Raw genomic sequence first — 16,409 nt, forward strand, 5'->3', positions numbered from 1 at the left:
CAATGGGAGAAAGGCGGACCGACCACGATGGATAACGCGGTCTTGTTGTGTTTCCACCACCACCGGTATGTCCACTCACGCCAGGTCATCATCACCCACCATGCCGGAGGGTTCACCTTCACCGAACCGAGCGGCGAACTCGTCGGCATCACCCACCACACCACCATCCTCGAAGCCGCCTAGATAGCGCGCAAACGGCCCAGTCAGCAAGCGAGGCGCGGCGGCACACAACAGACCGGGCACCCCGAGCCCTCGTGATAACGCGGATGTTCGAAACCATCTAACGGAACGTGATCCCCGAAGCGGAGTAGCTCCGTCCGCGACGGCGCGCTCCTCGCGCGGATCACTCCCTAGATTCCCGAGGCCACGCGACAGGGCGAAAACGCGAAGGTACGTGGCTGAGGGTGTCCAAAGCATTCGGCGTTATGGAGGGCAATAGGGATGTGCGGCCTTTCTTCAGCGTGGGGAATATCGCCGTTTAAAGGGGCGTGCCAGCTCTCGTGGGAAACGATAACGGGCTACGATCGATGTATGTCTTTTCGCCCAAAGCCACCGCTGGGCCGTCACTTCGAGGACGGCTCGGGCCGGGGGAGTTTAGCTGATCGCCTCGATGCCGTGCGCTCGGCAAGTTCCGTGCGAGCCGACGTCACCACGGAGATGCCCATCATTCGCGCGCCCTTGGCGCCGGATCGTGCTGGTGGTGAGCCACCGCGGAGGCGCAGGGGTACCTCACGCGCTGACCGCGTGCGTCAGACTGGCCAGCATCCTGCCGTTCGGCAATCCCCTGACCAGCGCCGTGCGCGACCTGACAATCAATCGGACACTCGTCCGGAGGATCGGCCACGACATCAAGAGCAGCCAGGGCGCCGAGGGAACCCAGCGCAGGCTGATCGGCAGCAAAACGTCTCGGAGGAGTCGTCTCAGCAGACAGTCGGCTCGACAGCCGGTAAAAGCGTTGCGCGTTCCTCCGCTGTCATGTTCATGGGGACTTTTGCGTCCCGCCTGCTTGGCCTCGTCCGTTCCCCGATCTTGCTCGGTGCTGTTGTGGCCATCTCGGCTCCAGCAGGTAACGCGTTTGACGTGGCGAACAAGGTTCCCAATCTGATCTACATGGCGATTGTTGGTGGCTTGGTTAATGCAGTTCTGGTTCCTGCGATTGTTCGCGCCACGAAACAGTCTGACGATGACGGCCAGAGCTTTATCAACAAACTGCTGACAGTTGCCATCGTGATTCTGGGGGCTGCGACGCTTGCGATAACGTTGGCTGCCCCATTGGTTGTCAAGCTATTTGCGGCAACTATGAGTGGTCCGTGGTATGACCTCACCGTGGCTTTCGCGCTTTGGTGCCTGCCACAGATCTTCTTTTACGGCATGTACACGGTGCTGGGGCAGATCCTCAACGCTCGCGAGAACTTCGGGCCGTACATGTGGGCACCGGTGCTCAACAACGTGGTGGCGATCGGTGGCCTACTCATCATCTTGTGGGTCTACGGTGGTTACGATCCGGCAACAGCCGAATCTCCAGAAATCTGGACCGGTGCGCGGATTGGGATGCTCGGCGGATTCCACACACTCGGGATCGTTGCGCAGGCGCTGGTGTTGATATGGCCGTTGCGCAAAATGGGCTTTACCTACCGCCCCGACTTCCAGTGGCGGGACTCGGGGCTTGGTTCAGCAGCGCGAGCCTCATGGTGGATCTTGCTGTCTACCGTTGGCGGCATGGTACCGACGATGTTCCTGTCTAACGTGGCCGCGGGAGCTACAGCCCGTGCTCAGGTGCAGGGAATTCCAACTGAGGAAGTGGCTGGCAACTTCGTCTATACGGTTGGCTACACGATCTATTCGATTCCTACCTCCCTCATCGTGGTATCGATTTCAACGGCCATGTTTACGCGACTTGCACGCAACGCCGCGAACAACGACATGGTGGCGATGCGAGCCGATACCTCGAAGACACTGCGGATGGTCTCCACCCTCATGTTCCTGTGTACGGGGCTCATGGTGGTGTTGGCCGTTCCGATTTCGCGCATCATCGCCGCTACGAGCAGCCCAACGGAAGTGTTCACCCTTTCTCGGGTGGTCATCGCGATGTCGATTGGCCTTGTGGGAATTGGCGCGGTCAACATTCTGGACCGTGCGTTCTACGCATTTGAAGATACTCGACGCGCCTTCTATCTCAACCTGCCGTTCCAATTAGCCGGTCTTGTGGGCTTCACGCTCTGCGGCCTTTTGCCTCCAGGATGGGTGGTAGTTGGCATCGGGTTGGTGATGTCCGCCACCAACATTGGTTCCGTGTTCCTGCTGGCCCATGTGCTGGGCAAGAAGATGGATGGAATTGACGGAAAGCGACTCCTCACAACTCACGCCAAGCTACTAGGCATCACCGCGTTCATTGTGTTCGTCGGTTGGCTGTGGATGCGATGGCTTTCCGGAGGGCTACATCCGGAGGGCGATATTCTGGCGTCTCTCCTCATTATCATTGTGGTGGCGCCAGTGCTCACTCTGGTGTACCTGGGATTGATGAAGCTGCTACGAATGCCTGAACTTAACTCATTGGCCGGTCCCGTTCGTGGAATCTTAAGAAAGTTTGGTATCAAAAGGTGACCAAGATTCTTCCCGTAGTATTCGGATTCGACATCGCAGACTATGCGTTTGCACGGATCTTCCACGAAAACTGTGGCATCCGGAGCCTCATGGTCACGGAGATTCGCCGTGGCCCCATCAACGATTCGTCGATCTTCGACACGATGATGGTGCCAAAAGGGACGCTCGGACACGAGGAATCGTTCATCGCCCTTCTCCACGAGATCGAAGAGGCGCACCCTGATGAGCAATTGATTCTGTGCGTCAACTCAGACGAGGGTGTTGAATACGCGGCCAAGCACCGTGGCGAGCTCGAAGAGCGATGGTTTCTGCCATATCCCTCCGAGGGCGCCGTACGAACGGCCAACTCCAAGGCCGCGATGGCGCAGATCCTTGCCACCCTTGGACTTCCCACTATCACCAGCGTGAGCGTGGACCTGACGGCCCCCGAATCGTGGGCTGGCACGTTGGAGAATGTGCAGTTCCCCGTCGTCGTCAAACCTGAAGACGGAACCCTCCTGAACTTGTACCTTCACAAGGGCCTCAAGAAGGTAGTACCGGTCCGTACGCCGGGCGAAGCGATCGAACTCTTGACGAATCTGCATGAGGCTGGCGTCCCGATCAACCTGTTGGTTCAAGAACTCATCCCTGGCGATGACACGACGCAATGGGTTATTAACGGATATGTGGATTCACGTGGACACGTGACGGCGGCGGGCAGTGGACGCGTGCTGCTTGGATTGCACGTGCCCTCGCTCATCGGGAACGCCGGCATGATTCTGCTGGAGCGAAACGACCACCTGATTTCCGTGGCCAAGCAAATCGTGGCAGCGGTGGGGCTGACCGGGTTCTTTTCGATGGATGTGAAGATCGATCCGCGCGACGGAACCGAATACTGGCTGGACCTCAACCCGCGGATTGGCCGTGGGCACTACTACCTGAAGGCAGCGGGCATCGATCTTGCCGCTGCCATACTCGCGGACATGGGGGGCGAAGCCATTGCCTACCAAACTAACTCTCGCACCGGGATCTACACGGTTATTCCCATGGCACTGGCGTCCAAGAAGTACATTCAGGATCCAGACCTCATGCGTCAGGTGAAGTCCGCCAAGAAGCATACGGTCAATCCGTTGGCCTACGCGAAGGACCGCAATCTCAAACGCACCACGTATCGTTGCCTGAGCTACGTGAACCAATACAAGCAGATGCGCAGCTTCTATCCGGAGCCCACTCAGTCCGGGTTTTAGCTGCCGTGCTTGTTAGACTCTAATGAACCGAGAACTTGTGGAGGAAAGCCCCATGCGATTCGTGGAACTCGCTGAACAAGATTACGAACAGTTTGTCCGATCCAGCGAGCGATGCTTCTTTACCCAGCTGCCGGCTTACGGGGACGTGCGTAGCGCGGAGGGTTATCGCGTGGAGCGGGTGGGATTGTGCGAGGGCGAAACGATCCTTGCCGCGGCTACTGTGGTGTATCAGCCGTGGAAAAAGGCATTTCTCAGAGCGCATATCTCTTATGGGCCGGTAGTGAGCGGGCAGGGCGAAGAAAAGGCAGCCGTCACCGCCGAGTTTTTCGAGAAGCTTCGCCAGCACATTGGCACGGACAAGCGGGTGCTTTCCATCCGCGTGACTCCACTGGTTGTGAGGCGCTTCTACGAAGGCAGCGAACCTGGTCCCGAGCTGGACGAGGCGCGCGAATTCGATGCGCTCATGGAGACAATGGGCGCCCAGCGGCTAGACAAGGAATTCTATGATTCCGCGGATGTCCAAGTGCGATTCAGCTACGTTAAGGACATTGCGGGGATGAGCTTCAAGGAAGCGGCGGCCTCGTGCGGGCAAGTGGTACGGACGGGGTTCAATCGCGCCGGGACCAACGGTGTGGAGGTGCGCTTCTACGGACCGGACCAGTTTGACGTGTTGGAAAAGGTACTTCAACACACTGCGGAACGCACCGATATGCACGCAATCACCGATTCCGCTTTCCACTACTATCGCGACCTGATGAAGCGGCTCGGGCCGGACGAGATGATGATGCCCGTTGCGGTGCTCAATACGGTTGCGGCGCTTGATCAGATCCAGAAAGAACGCGAGACGATCATTCCCAAGGTGGAGCGGATCTCCGATATGGAGGCAGCCGCCGAAGCCGAAGGTCGCGCCCTCGGCAAGAAACAGCGCAATCAGCTCAAGGAGCAGCGCAGCCGCCTCGAGGTTCTTGAGCGCCGTGAAAAGGAAACCCTTTCCGTGCGCGAGGAGCACGGCGATGAAATAGTTCTCGGTGCCAGCCTGTTCGTCCATTCCCCGCACGAGCTGGTGTACCTAGTTTCTGGTGCCTACGCCGAATTCCAGAGCTATTACGGCATCTACCTCATCCACCGGGCGATGTTCGAGTGGGCAACGAGCCACGATGTTCACCGATACAACATGTATGGGGTCACCGGAGACTTCTCTGAAGATGCCTCCGACGCCGGGGTTCTCCACTTCAAGAGCCAGTTCCAAGGCTACGTGGAAGAGTATGTTGGCACCTACGATCTGGTGCTGCACAACAAGTTGGCGTCTGCTCTGGGGGCCGTGGGTTAATCGGGTTTCTACGCCGATGCCCCCAGCACCTTGGCCGCGATCGAGTGAATTGGCTTGTTATACGTGCCAATGAACTCCTCAACGTTGCCGTTTAAGCTCCGCTTGAAGGAGAGCACGGGTGCATCGATCGCTGTTTCATCAAAGCAGCCGCTAATGCCGAAGGTGTTATAGACATCTAGCCCTTCATCGCAGGCAAGCTTGAACATGGCCCGCTCCACAGGATAGTCACGGGCGTAACATGAGAACCTCTTGTCCATGCCGCCCAATAACAGGATGAGTTCATTCCCCGAAATGAAGGACAGGGCGCTGTTGAATGGGATCTCGCGATCGCCGAACTCCTCAAGGCTTTCGAGGGCGGCTTGGTGATTGGATTCGAGCGTTAGCGTGCGTTCGTTGGCTTGGGTGAGCTCACGGTCGCGGGCCTTCGTTGGTTTGCGCTCGTTCAACTCGGCAATTCGGGCGATGAGTGCCTTTTGCTCCTCTTCGATCTGGCCGATGTACCGCTTCGGAGAGTAGTAGGCCACGCATAGGAATGCTCGACGTGGGCCCAGCTTTTCCATCAGCCGCCGATACATGGCTTGCGAAGAAACCGTAATCCCCGCCATGTTTGTACGTTCGGCTGCGGATTCGTGGAGGTGCTCGAACACATCGAACTGGTCTGGGTCAAGGAAGCGCACCTGAACACCGTACCTGCCCTCGTTGTGGAACCGGCGTCTCAATCCCTTGGATAGGGTAGCGGTGGCTTCTTCGAAGGTCATGCCAGCGATATTCTTCGTGTAAATGTAGCGGATCTGAACGTCAGGGCGCTCGTAGAATTCGTGGTCAAGACGGTCATAGCCAAGTTCGCCCAGCCGCTCGTGAACCTGAGCTCCGAGTTCGTTCGCGGAGCTCACCTCAATGTCTTCATACAAGTTCTTGTGAACAAGGGGCACAGCTGGACGGACAGAACGCGTGGGTACATCCGGCGGATGAGTGAGTTCATGCCTTCGAAGAACGTTGTAACGAGGTCCGAGTTTTCCCAGTCAAGGGTAGGGCCGTAGTTCATCAGGGCCCTCTGAAATACGCGCTTCCATGGTTGGATAAGAAGAAGCCCAGCTCCGATCACATGCTCTGTGCGGCGAGTTCTGCCATCAACAACTCCCAGATACTCCACTGGGAATCCCTGATCGGACCGCACATCGCCGTATTCGGGCATCTGCGGTAGGAACTGGCGGGACAGCCCTTGACAGAAGGATGTATAAGCCTCTGCAGTCAGACGGACAAATCGCATATCACTTATCTTTCGTGTAGTAACGCCTTCGCGATGAATGCAACGTTGAGCTTTAGTTACAATGTCGAGTAAGTGTATGTCATGGATTACACCTTGGCTACATAATTGACCCCTTGTTCCGAACTTTGAGAATACTGTTGGGAGAATTTCATACGGTGGCACCACGCTCGAGGTTTTGGGAGTACGCTACGTACTTCCGTTTGCGAGCGACGTTTCTTCCATGACGCTTCTTCCGCGACGTATATTCGGCTACGTTTCGTACGCAACGCCTTGCCCACGAGGTTTCGTAAGCAACGCTTCTTCCGCAACGCCTTCCATGACGTTTTCGCCGCTGGAAAGAGGCGAACCTGTGGGCGCCGCGCAATGTGTAGGCTGGAGCCGTACACACCGCCCAGCACTAGGAGGACGAAGTGGCTGAGGGAAATAACCATCCGGACCAACTGGATGAAGGAAGCCAAGACGCCGCGGGCGGCACCACCGATTCGCATAGTTCTGGGCTCTCACCCGAGGACATCGCTTACATGGAGCGAGTACAAAAGAAGCGGCTGGTCATCACCATCATTCTGGGTGTGATCCTTCTGGTGGTGGGCTTTTTCGCGGGTACGAATCTCGCGTCGCTAGGTTCGCAGGCGCCGGACCATGACCAGCAGGCAGTTTCCGAGGAGATTTCCGCAGGCACCGCGTGGGAGATTCAACTCCCGGCGGGAACTGCGAACCACGCCGGAACCGCGGACCACTAGGAGGCAGAAGTGTTTGGACGCAACAAGCCGGAGGCCGTTAAGGATCTTGGCGGCCGCCCGATTGATTGGGCAGAGCTTGAGGACGGACGTTGGGTGGCGGCATTTGATGGCGAACTCGTTCTGACGGCACAAGCAGTGGAGTCCTCAGATGCGGGCGAGAAGGCAGCGGGAGCACAAACCGAGCGCCATCCATGGGCCGAATTTGAGAACGCAAGCTGGAGCGAGGGCGATCGGCGCATTCTCGTTACTTATGTGGACGGCAAGCAGCCGCTGGTACTGCGGTTTGCGGACGGCGAGAGCCAAAAGATCGCCTACGTGATCCGGGAGCGCCTGCAGCGTTCGATCGTTTTTCAGGAAGCGATGGACTTACCCTCGGGGTCCGTGGCGCGTGGAATGGTGCGGCGTAGTGGCGATGAGAGTCTCTTCACACAAGTGATTATCGACGGTCAGACGGGGCCCGAGGATGCTGACACGCTAGCGGTGCTAGAGGCATCTTTGCGCGATGTGACGGGCATTTCGGACAACTAGGTGGAAGCGGGGCGCGTGATCTAAGACGCTCCTTTTCGAGTTTGCCAGCACGTAGAACTCTGCTAACCTTTTATCTGTTGCCGATCCCGCGTAGCTCAACGGCAGAGCATCCGACTGTTAATCGGACGGTTACTGGTTCGAATCCAGTCGCGGGAGCAAGAAGCCCCTCGCTCACAAGGTGAGGGGCATTGTTGTTTTTCTACCACCTGAACGCAGGCCCCTGAGATGTTCCGTTCCCCTCAGCGGCGGGCGCCACGGAGGCGTTTGTGAGAGTATTGTACCCATGGCTTATCGCGCGATTCGTATTGTTGGAGATCCCGTCCTGCGCACCCCATGTGCCCCCATTAAGGACATTAACCACGGCGTCCGTACGCTGGTGGAGGACCTGTTGGAGAACGTGGACGATGAGGGTCGGGCAGGTTTAGCCGCGAACCAGATTGGCGTGTCCCTTCGCGCGTTCTCCTGGAACATTGAGGGCCAGATTGGTTACATTTTGAATCCAGAAATTGTGGAGCTTTCGGAAGATAGTTTTCAGGACGACGACGAAGGTTGCCTCTCCGTCCCCGAACTCTGGTTCCCCACAAAGCGCGCATGGTACGCGCGTGCCGAGGGCATTGATCTGGATGGCAAGAAGAAGGTCGTTGAGGGCGAAGGCCTCATGGGGCGCTGCATCCAGCACGAGGTGGATCACCTAGACGGGCACCTCTACATCGATCGTCTGGAACGCTCAGTGCGCAAGGAAGCGATGCGGGCCATTCGCGATCTGTAGGCTCATCGGGCGCGGTATTCCCCGGCTTCGATACGCCCGGACGCCACGTCATGCGCGAACTGCAGCAGTGATGTTGCCGCGTGTACGGAGGACAATGCGTCTAATGGTGGCAGATCTGGGTCAATCGTGCGTGCCGCGCTGACCGTCACATCAGCGAGAGCGTCAATGTTGCCCTCTGGGACAACAACGGTATGGGGAACATCGCTGACTCCCTTCACATCAAAACCGACGGTCGGAAGGCCTACCGCCAAGGCTTCGAGTGCCACCCGAGGTAGCCCTTCCCAGTGCGAAGTTTGGACGAGGACGTCCGCCTGCTCAAAGAACTCACGAGGGCTCGTCCGCCCGTGCAGCTTAATGTTGGTGGAGGGCGTGGCGTCGCGGCGCATGCGTTCCAAGAATTCGCCGTCTCCTAGCATATCGATCTGAAAGCTGATGGCGCGCGCGTTGAGTTCAGCGGCAAGGGCGATCATGGCGAATGGATTCTTGCGCTCGGACATCTCTCCAACCCACACGATTCTCATGGGATGCCCATCGGCCGGACTCCAGCTCCGGGGAGCTCTTCTGGCAAATACATCGGTGTTGAGGCCAACGCCATGGATTAGGCGAAGCCGCGGTTTGGAGCTGGCATGTTCGGCGAACCATGCATCATCGTGGTTGTTGATGCATACGATAGCGGCGGTGCTTCGTAGCATTGATTGTTCCATCCCTACGAAGATGCGATCAGCCACGCGCGGTGCGCCATTCCAGTGCAAACCGTGACAGAAATAGATGACTGGAGCATTCACTCGCGCTAGGCGCACCAGTGTGGAGGCGTTCGCGGTGTTGGTGATGATGGCGTCAAGGCGCTCTTCCTTCGCCCACGCTCGTAACTCTTTGAGCGCGAGGGCGTTGCCGGGCTTTGGCGAACGGGTCACGTGGGGGAGTAGGCGCTGATGTGGGAATGAGCTGCTCTGTGTTCCAGCAGCTGGTGAGACCCGGGCACCTTGGCGTTCCCATTCCTCAACGATCTCCACGAAAAATGCATCGAGGGTGTCTCCAATTGACGTGAGGAGACCGAGCGAGAGATGTGCGGAGATAGTGGACACGTGAACTCCTGACAGCGCGCAAAAGCCGGTACACCAACGGTGTGGTCCGTATTGTGCCATTAATGCAATGCGGGCGGCAGTCCCCAATTCTCAATGATGCCGAATTGTGATGTGACCTAGGTCTAGATCTGGGCCTTAATCGTTGGTACGCTCTGCTCTCAAATCCACAGCTCGCAACTGACACGTAACACCGGGGAGATCGTCAATGACCGGCGTAGGTGTTGGCTGCAAGATATCCGAGGTGGGCTATGCAGGCGTTCAACCGCCGTCCTTATGATGCCGTCAAACGAGCGATGGATATCGCGCTGGCAGGCATCGGACTTGTTGTGCTTTCTCCGGTCATGGTGATGACCGGCGGGGTTGTCGTGGCCTTCTTAGGGCGTCCCATGTTCTTCGTGCAGGAGCGTCCAGGACTGGGAGGAAACGCTTTCAAGCTGACGAAGTTCCGCACAATGGCACCGCCTGTCGACGATGATCAGGAGGATTCCGAACGGGTATCGATTGTGGGCAACATGATACGGGCCAGTAGCTTGGATGAACTGCCGGCGCTGTGGAACGTTCTCAAAGGTGACATGAGCTTGGTGGGACCGCGCCCATTGCTCACCTGGTACATGGATCACTACACCCCAGAACAGGCACGCCGTCACGAGGTCCGCCCAGGTATCACGGGACTGGCGCAGGTGAAGGGGCGGAATACGCTGAGCTGGGAAGAGAAATTTCGGTACGACCTTGAATACGTTGAGAAACGCTCGTTACGTCTGGATCTTGACATCATCTGTCGAACGCTTGCCGTGGTGTTAACTAGGCGGGGGATAGCTCACGAGGGGAGCGTCAGCATGCCACCTTTTGCTGAATACACAGGGAGCAACGAGCATGCGCACCGAAGCACGCAGTAACCGGACTAACCGGACAAAACGCACAGACGGCAGGCGAGCTGGTAGCAGGCGAACTGGCAGCGTGCTCATTACCATCAGCATGTTTTCCGGAGCGCTTGTCCAGTGGTATCTGGTATGGATCTTTGCTCGGTATCTCGGAGGACCCAAGGCGGCAGGGACGTACTCCTCGTTGGTTTCACTCCTGACTCCGATCTTTATTGTTGCTTCCTTGGGTTTGCGGACCGTGTACCTCACGCTCCGTTCCGTATGGCCACTACGAACCTATGTATTCCTACGAGTCATTGGACTCATCGTGGGATGTGCAGCGTTCTTGATCGTGGCTCTGCTTGAAAACAAGTACGCGATCGGACTGGTTTTGGTTCTTATGGCCTCGCGTGTGTTCGATCTGATGTCAGATATATACGCGGCTGCCATCCAACGTCAGGATCGCCTCGCATGGCTTGGCACGGCTGGAATTGCCAGCGGAATCATCACGGCGCTAGCGGTGACAGTGAGCGCCGTAACCGCGGGGACCATGGCTGCTGCTATTGGTTCGGTGGCAGTTGTCTCCCTCGCGTTTTATGCCGTGTATTGGCGTACGGCAGGGGACGTGGATCGTGACGTGCCACCGGCGCATCAGTCCGAGGAGCGGGTCTCTGGATCGCGGCGGGTCAAAAGCTGTCCCGGGGGTAAGAGCTATTCCGGGCGCAAAAGCTTCCCCGGGATCCGAAGTGTCCTTCGTGCAGGCGTCCCCGTGACGATATCTCAAGGTATTGCTGCTATCGCTGCCTACCTGCCCGTCCTCATCCTCAGCAGGTGGGTAAGCGAGGAAGCTATCGGCGTGTTTGCTGCCGCGGCCTACCTCATCACCGCGGCAAATCTGGTGGGGGCAGCCGCCCAAACCGTTCTCATCTCACCGCTCCGAATTCAGTATGCCTCTCAGGGAGCTCAGCCAACGTTCCGCCGTGCACTGCGCGTCAACGGTGTGCTCCTCGCGATCGGGGTTATCTGTATTCCGATCATCGTGTTTCTTGGCAATCCCGTTCTTCAGTTTGTGTACGGACAGGAGTTTTCTCTGCCACAATCCGCACTGGTACTGCTTGCGCTGGCTGTGGTGCCGATTGCTCCGTCCTATCTTTTCAGTGCGGTCCTATCAGTGTTCAACTACTTCCGGATTGAAGCTCTGGTATGGGCTTGTGCCGTGATAGTTGCCTCGTGCGTCGGTGTGGTCGCGCTGAGTACGGGCGTCGATCCGCTGAGCGCCGGGATGATCATAGCCGGAACGATGAGTTGGACTCGATTCGCAGGGGTTTCTCTGTGCGCATGGTGGATAGCCACACGAAGGCAAGCACCGCAACCACAAGGTGTGCGCTCAAAGGCAGGGCGCTTGAAAGTGATGCGTTCAAGAGTCGCGCGTTCGAGAGCTGCCCGTTCAGAAGCTGCACGTTTGAAGGACAAGGGGTGATCCGATGAGTAACGAAAAGCCGTTCGTCAGCGCACATGCGACCGATGCGCCAGTAACCCCCGCATTCGTGGTGGACGAGGAATCCTTGGCTAGGCAAGCGGAGTCCTTTACCGCGGCAATGGCAGCTGTGTGGCCAACTGGAATTGTCAGCTACTCAGTGAAAACCAACTCCCTTCCGTGGATCGTTTCATGGATGGCCAAGCGTGGCATCTGGGCCGAGGTGGTATCCGATCACGAGTACCGTCTAGCGCTCGCTCTGGGGCACAGCCCAGATAAGATTGTGTTCAACGGCCCTGCCAAGTCGCGCGAGACCATGCTGGCTGCGCTTTCAACGGGCGCCATCGTCAACATCGATTCCCGCAGAGAGCTGCGGTGGGTCCTTGAGTACGCGAAGAACCCGCCATCCGGAAGCGTCAAGGTCGGGGTGCGAGTGAACTGGGATGTGGATGCCGAATGCCCAGGGGACACTGCCAGCGGCGCGGCCGGCTTAAGATTCGGCTTTGACGTGAGCAGCGGAGATTTGGCTGGCGTCTTGGATTCGTTGAAGGAACACGGCGTATCGGTCGCTGCCCTCCACCTGCACGTGACAAGCCTGAGCCGGGCGATCGGTACCTACCAATCCGCGGCACGCGTGGCTGCCTCGATCGTGGAGCAGCATCGCCTTAGCCTTGACTACCTCGATATCGGTGGTGGGTTTTATGGTGGCGAGAATCCTGCCTTCCCCTCTCCAGAGGAGTATCTCGTGGCGATCAGGGACGGGCTTGACGGGGCTATTGATCCAGCGACCACGCGTCTGGTTATCGAACCCGGTTCGGCGTTGGTAGCAGTTGCGGTGGAGTTTCATACGAGTGTGCTGGATTCGAAACCTGCAGGTGATCACGTGATTGTGGTGACGGACGGATCGCGAACCAACATAGATCCCTTCTTCCGCAAGGAGAGCTACGAATACTCGATTCGCACCACCGGGCGCCCAGCGCTTGCTCGGCAGGTCATCTGCGGATTCACCTGCTTGGACAACGATCGGCTCATGACCCTAGAGGAAGCCCCCGAGCTGAGCGAAGGCGACACCATCACCTACAAGAAGGTCGGGTCCTACACCATGTGTTTCAACCCTTTGTTCATTAATCAACTCCCCACTGTCTATGTGCGCCACTGCGATGGCACGTTGGGGATCGCCCGCCACGCATGGGGCGAGAAGGAATATCTGGCAGCGAACGATTGGAATGCATGAGATGAACGTTCTGATTCTGAGCGCAGGTACGCGCTGCAAAACAGTTGAGTACTTCCAACGAGCAGCCGGCACTGGACGGGTCATCACCACAGATTGCTCTCCTCTGGCGCCAGCGCTCTATCTTGCTGATGGATATCACGTGGTTCCTCGTATCGATGATCCCGGCTATCTGAACGTCATACTGGACATTTGCCGTCAGGATCGGATAGACCTGTGCCTTTCCCTCATCGATCCAGAGTTGACGTTGCTCGCCCAGAACGTTGATCGTTTCGCGCAGATCGGCACCACCGTCATGATTTCTCCGTTCGATGCCGTGCAACGGGCTTTCGACAAGTGGGAGATGTTCAGGTTCTGTCAAGCAAACGGGATTCCGGCACCACGCACGTGGATTGAACCTGATGAGCTTCGTGCAGATCTTGGCGTTGGGCTAGCCAGCTTTCCTCTCTACGCTAAGCCGCGCACGGGGTCTGCCAGCAAGGACAATTACCGGATTGAATCGGCCGAGGATCTGGAGGCTGTGTATACGAAGCATCCGGGCATGATGGTCCAAGAACTGATGACGGATGATCCGCTGGACGTGGATGTGTACGTGGACATGATCAGTGGCGAAGTCGTCTCTCTGTTCGCCAAGAAGAAGCTGAGGATGCGTGAGGGGACTGCCGATAAGGCCGTTTCTGTCAGGGACCCGGTACTGGAGTCGTTCATCGTTGACTTCTGCGCGATTGCCGGGTTTCGGGGAGCATTGGACATTGACGTGTTCCGGACGGAGCAGGGCTACTCCTTGCTGGAGGTCAATCCCCGCTTCGGCGGGGTGTATCCACATGCCCACGAATGTGGCGTAGATTTCCCGTCTTACGCGCTTCGTAACGCGCGCGGGCTAGCTAATGATGCGGATATCGGTACCTACGAATCCGGGTGGGTCATGATGACCTACGAGGAAGTTATTGCCGTACCAGAACGCCTGGATCTGCACCAGAATGCCGAAAGTAGATGATATGAGGCGCAGTGAATTGACGGGTTCTGTCAACCAGTCAGACCTTAGTCCGGGGGTCAGGTCAGGCGGTGGTTCGAGAGTTCAGCTAGGTCTTGGGTCAGAGCCGCCAACGGAGTTAGATTCGGCGCGAGAATCGGTTCCCGGGTGTGAACGGGGGCGAGGTCGCGATCGCGAACGAGAGCAGGGCACTGAATTTGGGTCAGATCGCCAGCCAGTAACACCCGCATTCGTGGTGGACGAAGCGAAGCTTCGGCGCCAGGCAGCTTCGTTCACTGCGGCGATGGCCCGCGTCTGGCCCAACGGAATCGTCGCGTATTCGGTGAAAACGAACTCTCTGCCGTGGATCGTCGCGTGGATGCGAACTCAGGGCATCTGGGCAGAAACGGTATCGGATGATGAGTATGATCTCGCGCGGGCCCTAGGCCATAAGCCAACACGGATGGTGTTCAACGGCCCTGTTAAATCTCGTGAAGCGCTGCTTGAGGCCGTTCAAGCAGGCTCGATCGTCAACCTCGATTCGCGCCGTGAAGTCCGCTGGGTATGCGAGTACGCCCACGCGCACCCGGCGGCAACGGTGAAGGTGGGTGTGCGCATCAACTGGAACCTTGACGCGGAGTGCCCCGGTTCAACGCTCAGCGGGCAGCAGGGCCTCAGGTTCGGGTTCCACATTGATAACGGGGACCTTGACGATGCCATCGGCCAGCTGAAGGCGGCCGGAGTGACCATCAACGGCCTTCATCTTCATGCCACGAGCCTGACCCGCAGCCTAGATCTGTACCGTTCGGCGGCGCGGGCAGCGCTTAAGGCGATCACCCGCCACGCGCTGGCGCTGGATTACATCGATATGGGAGGCGGATTCTTCGGAGGCGAAAGCCCGGATTTCCCAACCCCCGCCCAGTACATCGAAGAGATTAGGGACGCCTTGTGCCCGGTCATTGACCCGACGATCACACGTCTGATCATCGAACCCGGCAGTGCCTTGGTAAGTGTAGCCGTTGACTGCCACACCTCGGTTGTGGATGCGAAACCGGTCCAGGACTATCGAGTGGTGGTCACAGATGGCTCGCGAACCTACATGGATCCGTTTTTCGGCGGCCCAAGTTTTCAGTGTGATCTGGTCACCGAGGGTGAACCGATATCAACACCTCAGGTCATCTGCGGCTTCACTTGCGTGGATACGGACAGGCTGACTGTGTTGACGGACTGCCCCAAGCTGCAGGAAGGCGATCGTGTGATCTATCGCCAACGGGGCCACTACACATCCACCTTCGATACGCAGTTCATCAACTATCTACCTCGTGTGTACGTGCAAACTGAGGCGGGTGAACTGATTCAGGTACGCAGGCGTGGCACCACGGCGGATTACCTGACTGGCAACGAATGGGGTGCACCGTGAACGTCCTGATCCTCAGCGCCGGTAAGCGCGTGATGATGGTCCGCTACCTTCAGCGGGCACTGGCGGGGGCGGGCCTACAGGCGGGCACGGGCCGAGTGATCGCCGCCGATTGCAGCGCCCTTGCTCCCGCGCTGTATGTGGCGGACGGCCACGCAGCGGTGCCACGTGCCGATCATCCTGAGTATGTGGACGCAGTCTTGGAGCTATGCGAACGTGAGACGATTGATCTGTGCCTGCCCTCGATCGATGCCGAACTGGAGCCACTCGCACGGCGCGCCAGCGATTTTAGCCAGCGGGGGATCATGCTCATGATCTCGCCCCTTCACTACGTGCAGCTCGCTGGCGACAAGTGGCGGATGCACGAGTTCTGCGTGGAACACGGAATCCGTACGCCGCGCACATGGATCGATCCGGACCTGCTCGCCAGCGATATTGCATCTGCACACGCGAGCTTCCCATTCTTCACCAAGCCACGGACGGGGGCTGGAAGCGCCGGGATCCGGGTAGTCAACGATGAACGGGAGCTAGCTGAAGCATGGGCTAGGCCCGGCGCCATGGTTCAGGAGTTCATGGCCGGGGAACCCCTAGATGTGGATGCCTACGTTGATATGATCACGGGCGACGTATGCGCAATCTCCGCCAAGGCGAAGCTGCGGATGCGCGACGGCACCGCGGACAAGACGCGCGCCGTGAACGATCCGGCCCTCACCGCCTTTATTCTGGATTTTTGTTCGGTCACGGATTTTCGGGGAGGGTTGGATATTGATCTGTTTTGGGACGACGCCGGGTACTCGCTCCTCGAGGTCAACCCGCGCTTCGGCTGGGCCTACGCCCACTCTCACGAATGCGGGGCTGACTTCATTTCCCTCATGGTGTCCAACGCTGCCGGCGCGGTG

Annotated in this window: 13 protein-coding genes, 1 tRNA gene and 2 pseudogenes; 14 read left to right on the forward strand and 2 right to left on the reverse strand. The window is 58.1% G+C overall.

The window, feature by feature from the left end; all coding sequences use genetic code 11:
• The 4 genes and pseudogenes from ACTHV6_RS10360 to ACTHV6_RS10375 form a co-directional block, all read left to right on the forward strand.
• A pseudogene (locus ACTHV6_RS10360) lies at window positions 1-183 on the forward strand (hypothetical protein); the annotation flags it as partial.
• A 348-nt stretch (window positions 184-531) separates the two neighbouring features.
• On the forward strand, window positions 532-2,604 hold the full coding sequence (gene murJ / locus ACTHV6_RS10365; RefSeq protein WP_441387437.1) for a murein biosynthesis integral membrane protein MurJ: 2,073 nt from the start codon (window positions 532-534) through the stop codon (window positions 2,602-2,604).
• Window positions 2,601-3,830, forward strand: coding sequence for a carboxylate--amine ligase (locus tag ACTHV6_RS10370; RefSeq protein WP_441387439.1), 1,230 nt, complete (start codon window positions 2,601-2,603; stop codon window positions 3,828-3,830). Before murJ ends, ACTHV6_RS10370 begins: the two co-directional genes overlap by 4 nt.
• A gap of 22 nt (window positions 3,831-3,852) precedes the next feature.
• Window positions 3,853-5,160, forward strand: coding sequence for a lipid II:glycine glycyltransferase FemX (locus tag ACTHV6_RS10375; RefSeq protein ID WP_441387440.1), 1,308 nt, complete (start codon window positions 3,853-3,855; stop codon window positions 5,158-5,160).
• A gap of 8 nt (window positions 5,161-5,168) precedes the next feature.
• Here ACTHV6_RS10375 and ACTHV6_RS10380 read toward each other — a convergent pair.
• Window positions 5,169-6,430 (reverse strand): annotated as a pseudogene (locus tag ACTHV6_RS10380) (lipid II:glycine glycyltransferase FemX).
• Between the two features lie 410 nt (window positions 6,431-6,840).
• Here ACTHV6_RS10380 and ACTHV6_RS10385 point away from each other — a divergent pair.
• From ACTHV6_RS10385 to def, 4 genes are all read left to right on the forward strand, one after another.
• Window positions 6,841-7,170, forward strand: coding sequence for a hypothetical protein (locus tag ACTHV6_RS10385; protein ID WP_441387442.1), 330 nt, complete (start codon window positions 6,841-6,843; stop codon window positions 7,168-7,170).
• A 9-nt stretch (window positions 7,171-7,179) separates the two neighbouring features.
• Window positions 7,180-7,698, forward strand: coding sequence for a hypothetical protein (locus ACTHV6_RS10390; protein WP_441387443.1), 519 nt, complete (start codon window positions 7,180-7,182; stop codon window positions 7,696-7,698).
• Between the two features lie 84 nt (window positions 7,699-7,782).
• Window positions 7,783-7,854, forward strand: a tRNA-Asn gene (locus tag ACTHV6_RS10395).
• Between the two features lie 127 nt (window positions 7,855-7,981).
• Window positions 7,982-8,467 carry a peptide deformylase gene (def, locus tag ACTHV6_RS10400; RefSeq protein ID WP_441387445.1) on the forward strand — a complete coding sequence of 162 codons (486 nt, stop codon included), beginning with the start codon at window positions 7,982-7,984 and terminating at the stop codon, window positions 8,465-8,467.
• Between the two features lie 2 nt (window positions 8,468-8,469).
• Here def and ACTHV6_RS10405 read toward each other — a convergent pair whose 3' ends face one another.
• Window positions 8,470-9,552 carry a glycosyltransferase gene (locus ACTHV6_RS10405; RefSeq protein ID WP_441387446.1) on the reverse strand — a complete coding sequence of 361 codons (1,083 nt, stop codon included), beginning with the start codon at window positions 9,550-9,552 and terminating at the stop codon, window positions 8,470-8,472.
• A gap of 248 nt (window positions 9,553-9,800) precedes the next feature.
• Here ACTHV6_RS10405 and ACTHV6_RS10410 point away from each other — a divergent pair, with 248 nt between their 5' ends.
• From ACTHV6_RS10410 to ACTHV6_RS10435, 6 genes are all read left to right on the forward strand, one after another.
• On the forward strand, window positions 9,801-10,448 hold the full coding sequence (locus tag ACTHV6_RS10410) for a sugar transferase (RefSeq protein ID WP_441387447.1): 648 nt from the start codon (window positions 9,801-9,803) through the stop codon (window positions 10,446-10,448).
• On the forward strand, window positions 10,426-11,892 hold the full coding sequence (locus tag ACTHV6_RS10415) for a lipopolysaccharide biosynthesis protein (RefSeq protein WP_441387448.1): 1,467 nt from the start codon (window positions 10,426-10,428) through the stop codon (window positions 11,890-11,892). The genes ACTHV6_RS10410 and ACTHV6_RS10415 overlap by 23 nt, the downstream gene beginning before the upstream one ends.
• A gap of 4 nt (window positions 11,893-11,896) precedes the next feature.
• On the forward strand, window positions 11,897-13,123 hold the full coding sequence (locus ACTHV6_RS10420) for a hypothetical protein (RefSeq protein WP_441387449.1): 1,227 nt from the start codon (window positions 11,897-11,899) through the stop codon (window positions 13,121-13,123).
• 1 nt (window position 13,124) lies between these two features.
• Window positions 13,125-14,117 (forward strand): ATP-grasp domain-containing protein, encoded by a 993-nt coding sequence (locus ACTHV6_RS10425; RefSeq protein ID WP_441387450.1) that lies wholly within the window; start codon window positions 13,125-13,127, stop codon window positions 14,115-14,117.
• A 1-nt stretch (window position 14,118) separates the two neighbouring features.
• Window positions 14,119-15,513, forward strand: coding sequence for a hypothetical protein (locus ACTHV6_RS10430; RefSeq protein WP_441387452.1), 1,395 nt, complete (start codon window positions 14,119-14,121; stop codon window positions 15,511-15,513).
• Window positions 15,510-16,409, forward strand: a 900-nt coding sequence (locus ACTHV6_RS10435) for an ATP-grasp domain-containing protein (protein WP_441387453.1), incomplete at its 3' end; no start/stop codon positions are given. The genes ACTHV6_RS10430 and ACTHV6_RS10435, both read left to right, overlap by 4 nt.

Origin of the sequence: Ancrocorticia sp. (assembly GCF_052089425.1) — a bacterium.
In the GTDB taxonomy this organism is placed as follows: Bacteria; Actinomycetota; Actinomycetes; order Actinomycetales; family Actinomycetaceae; genus Ancrocorticia.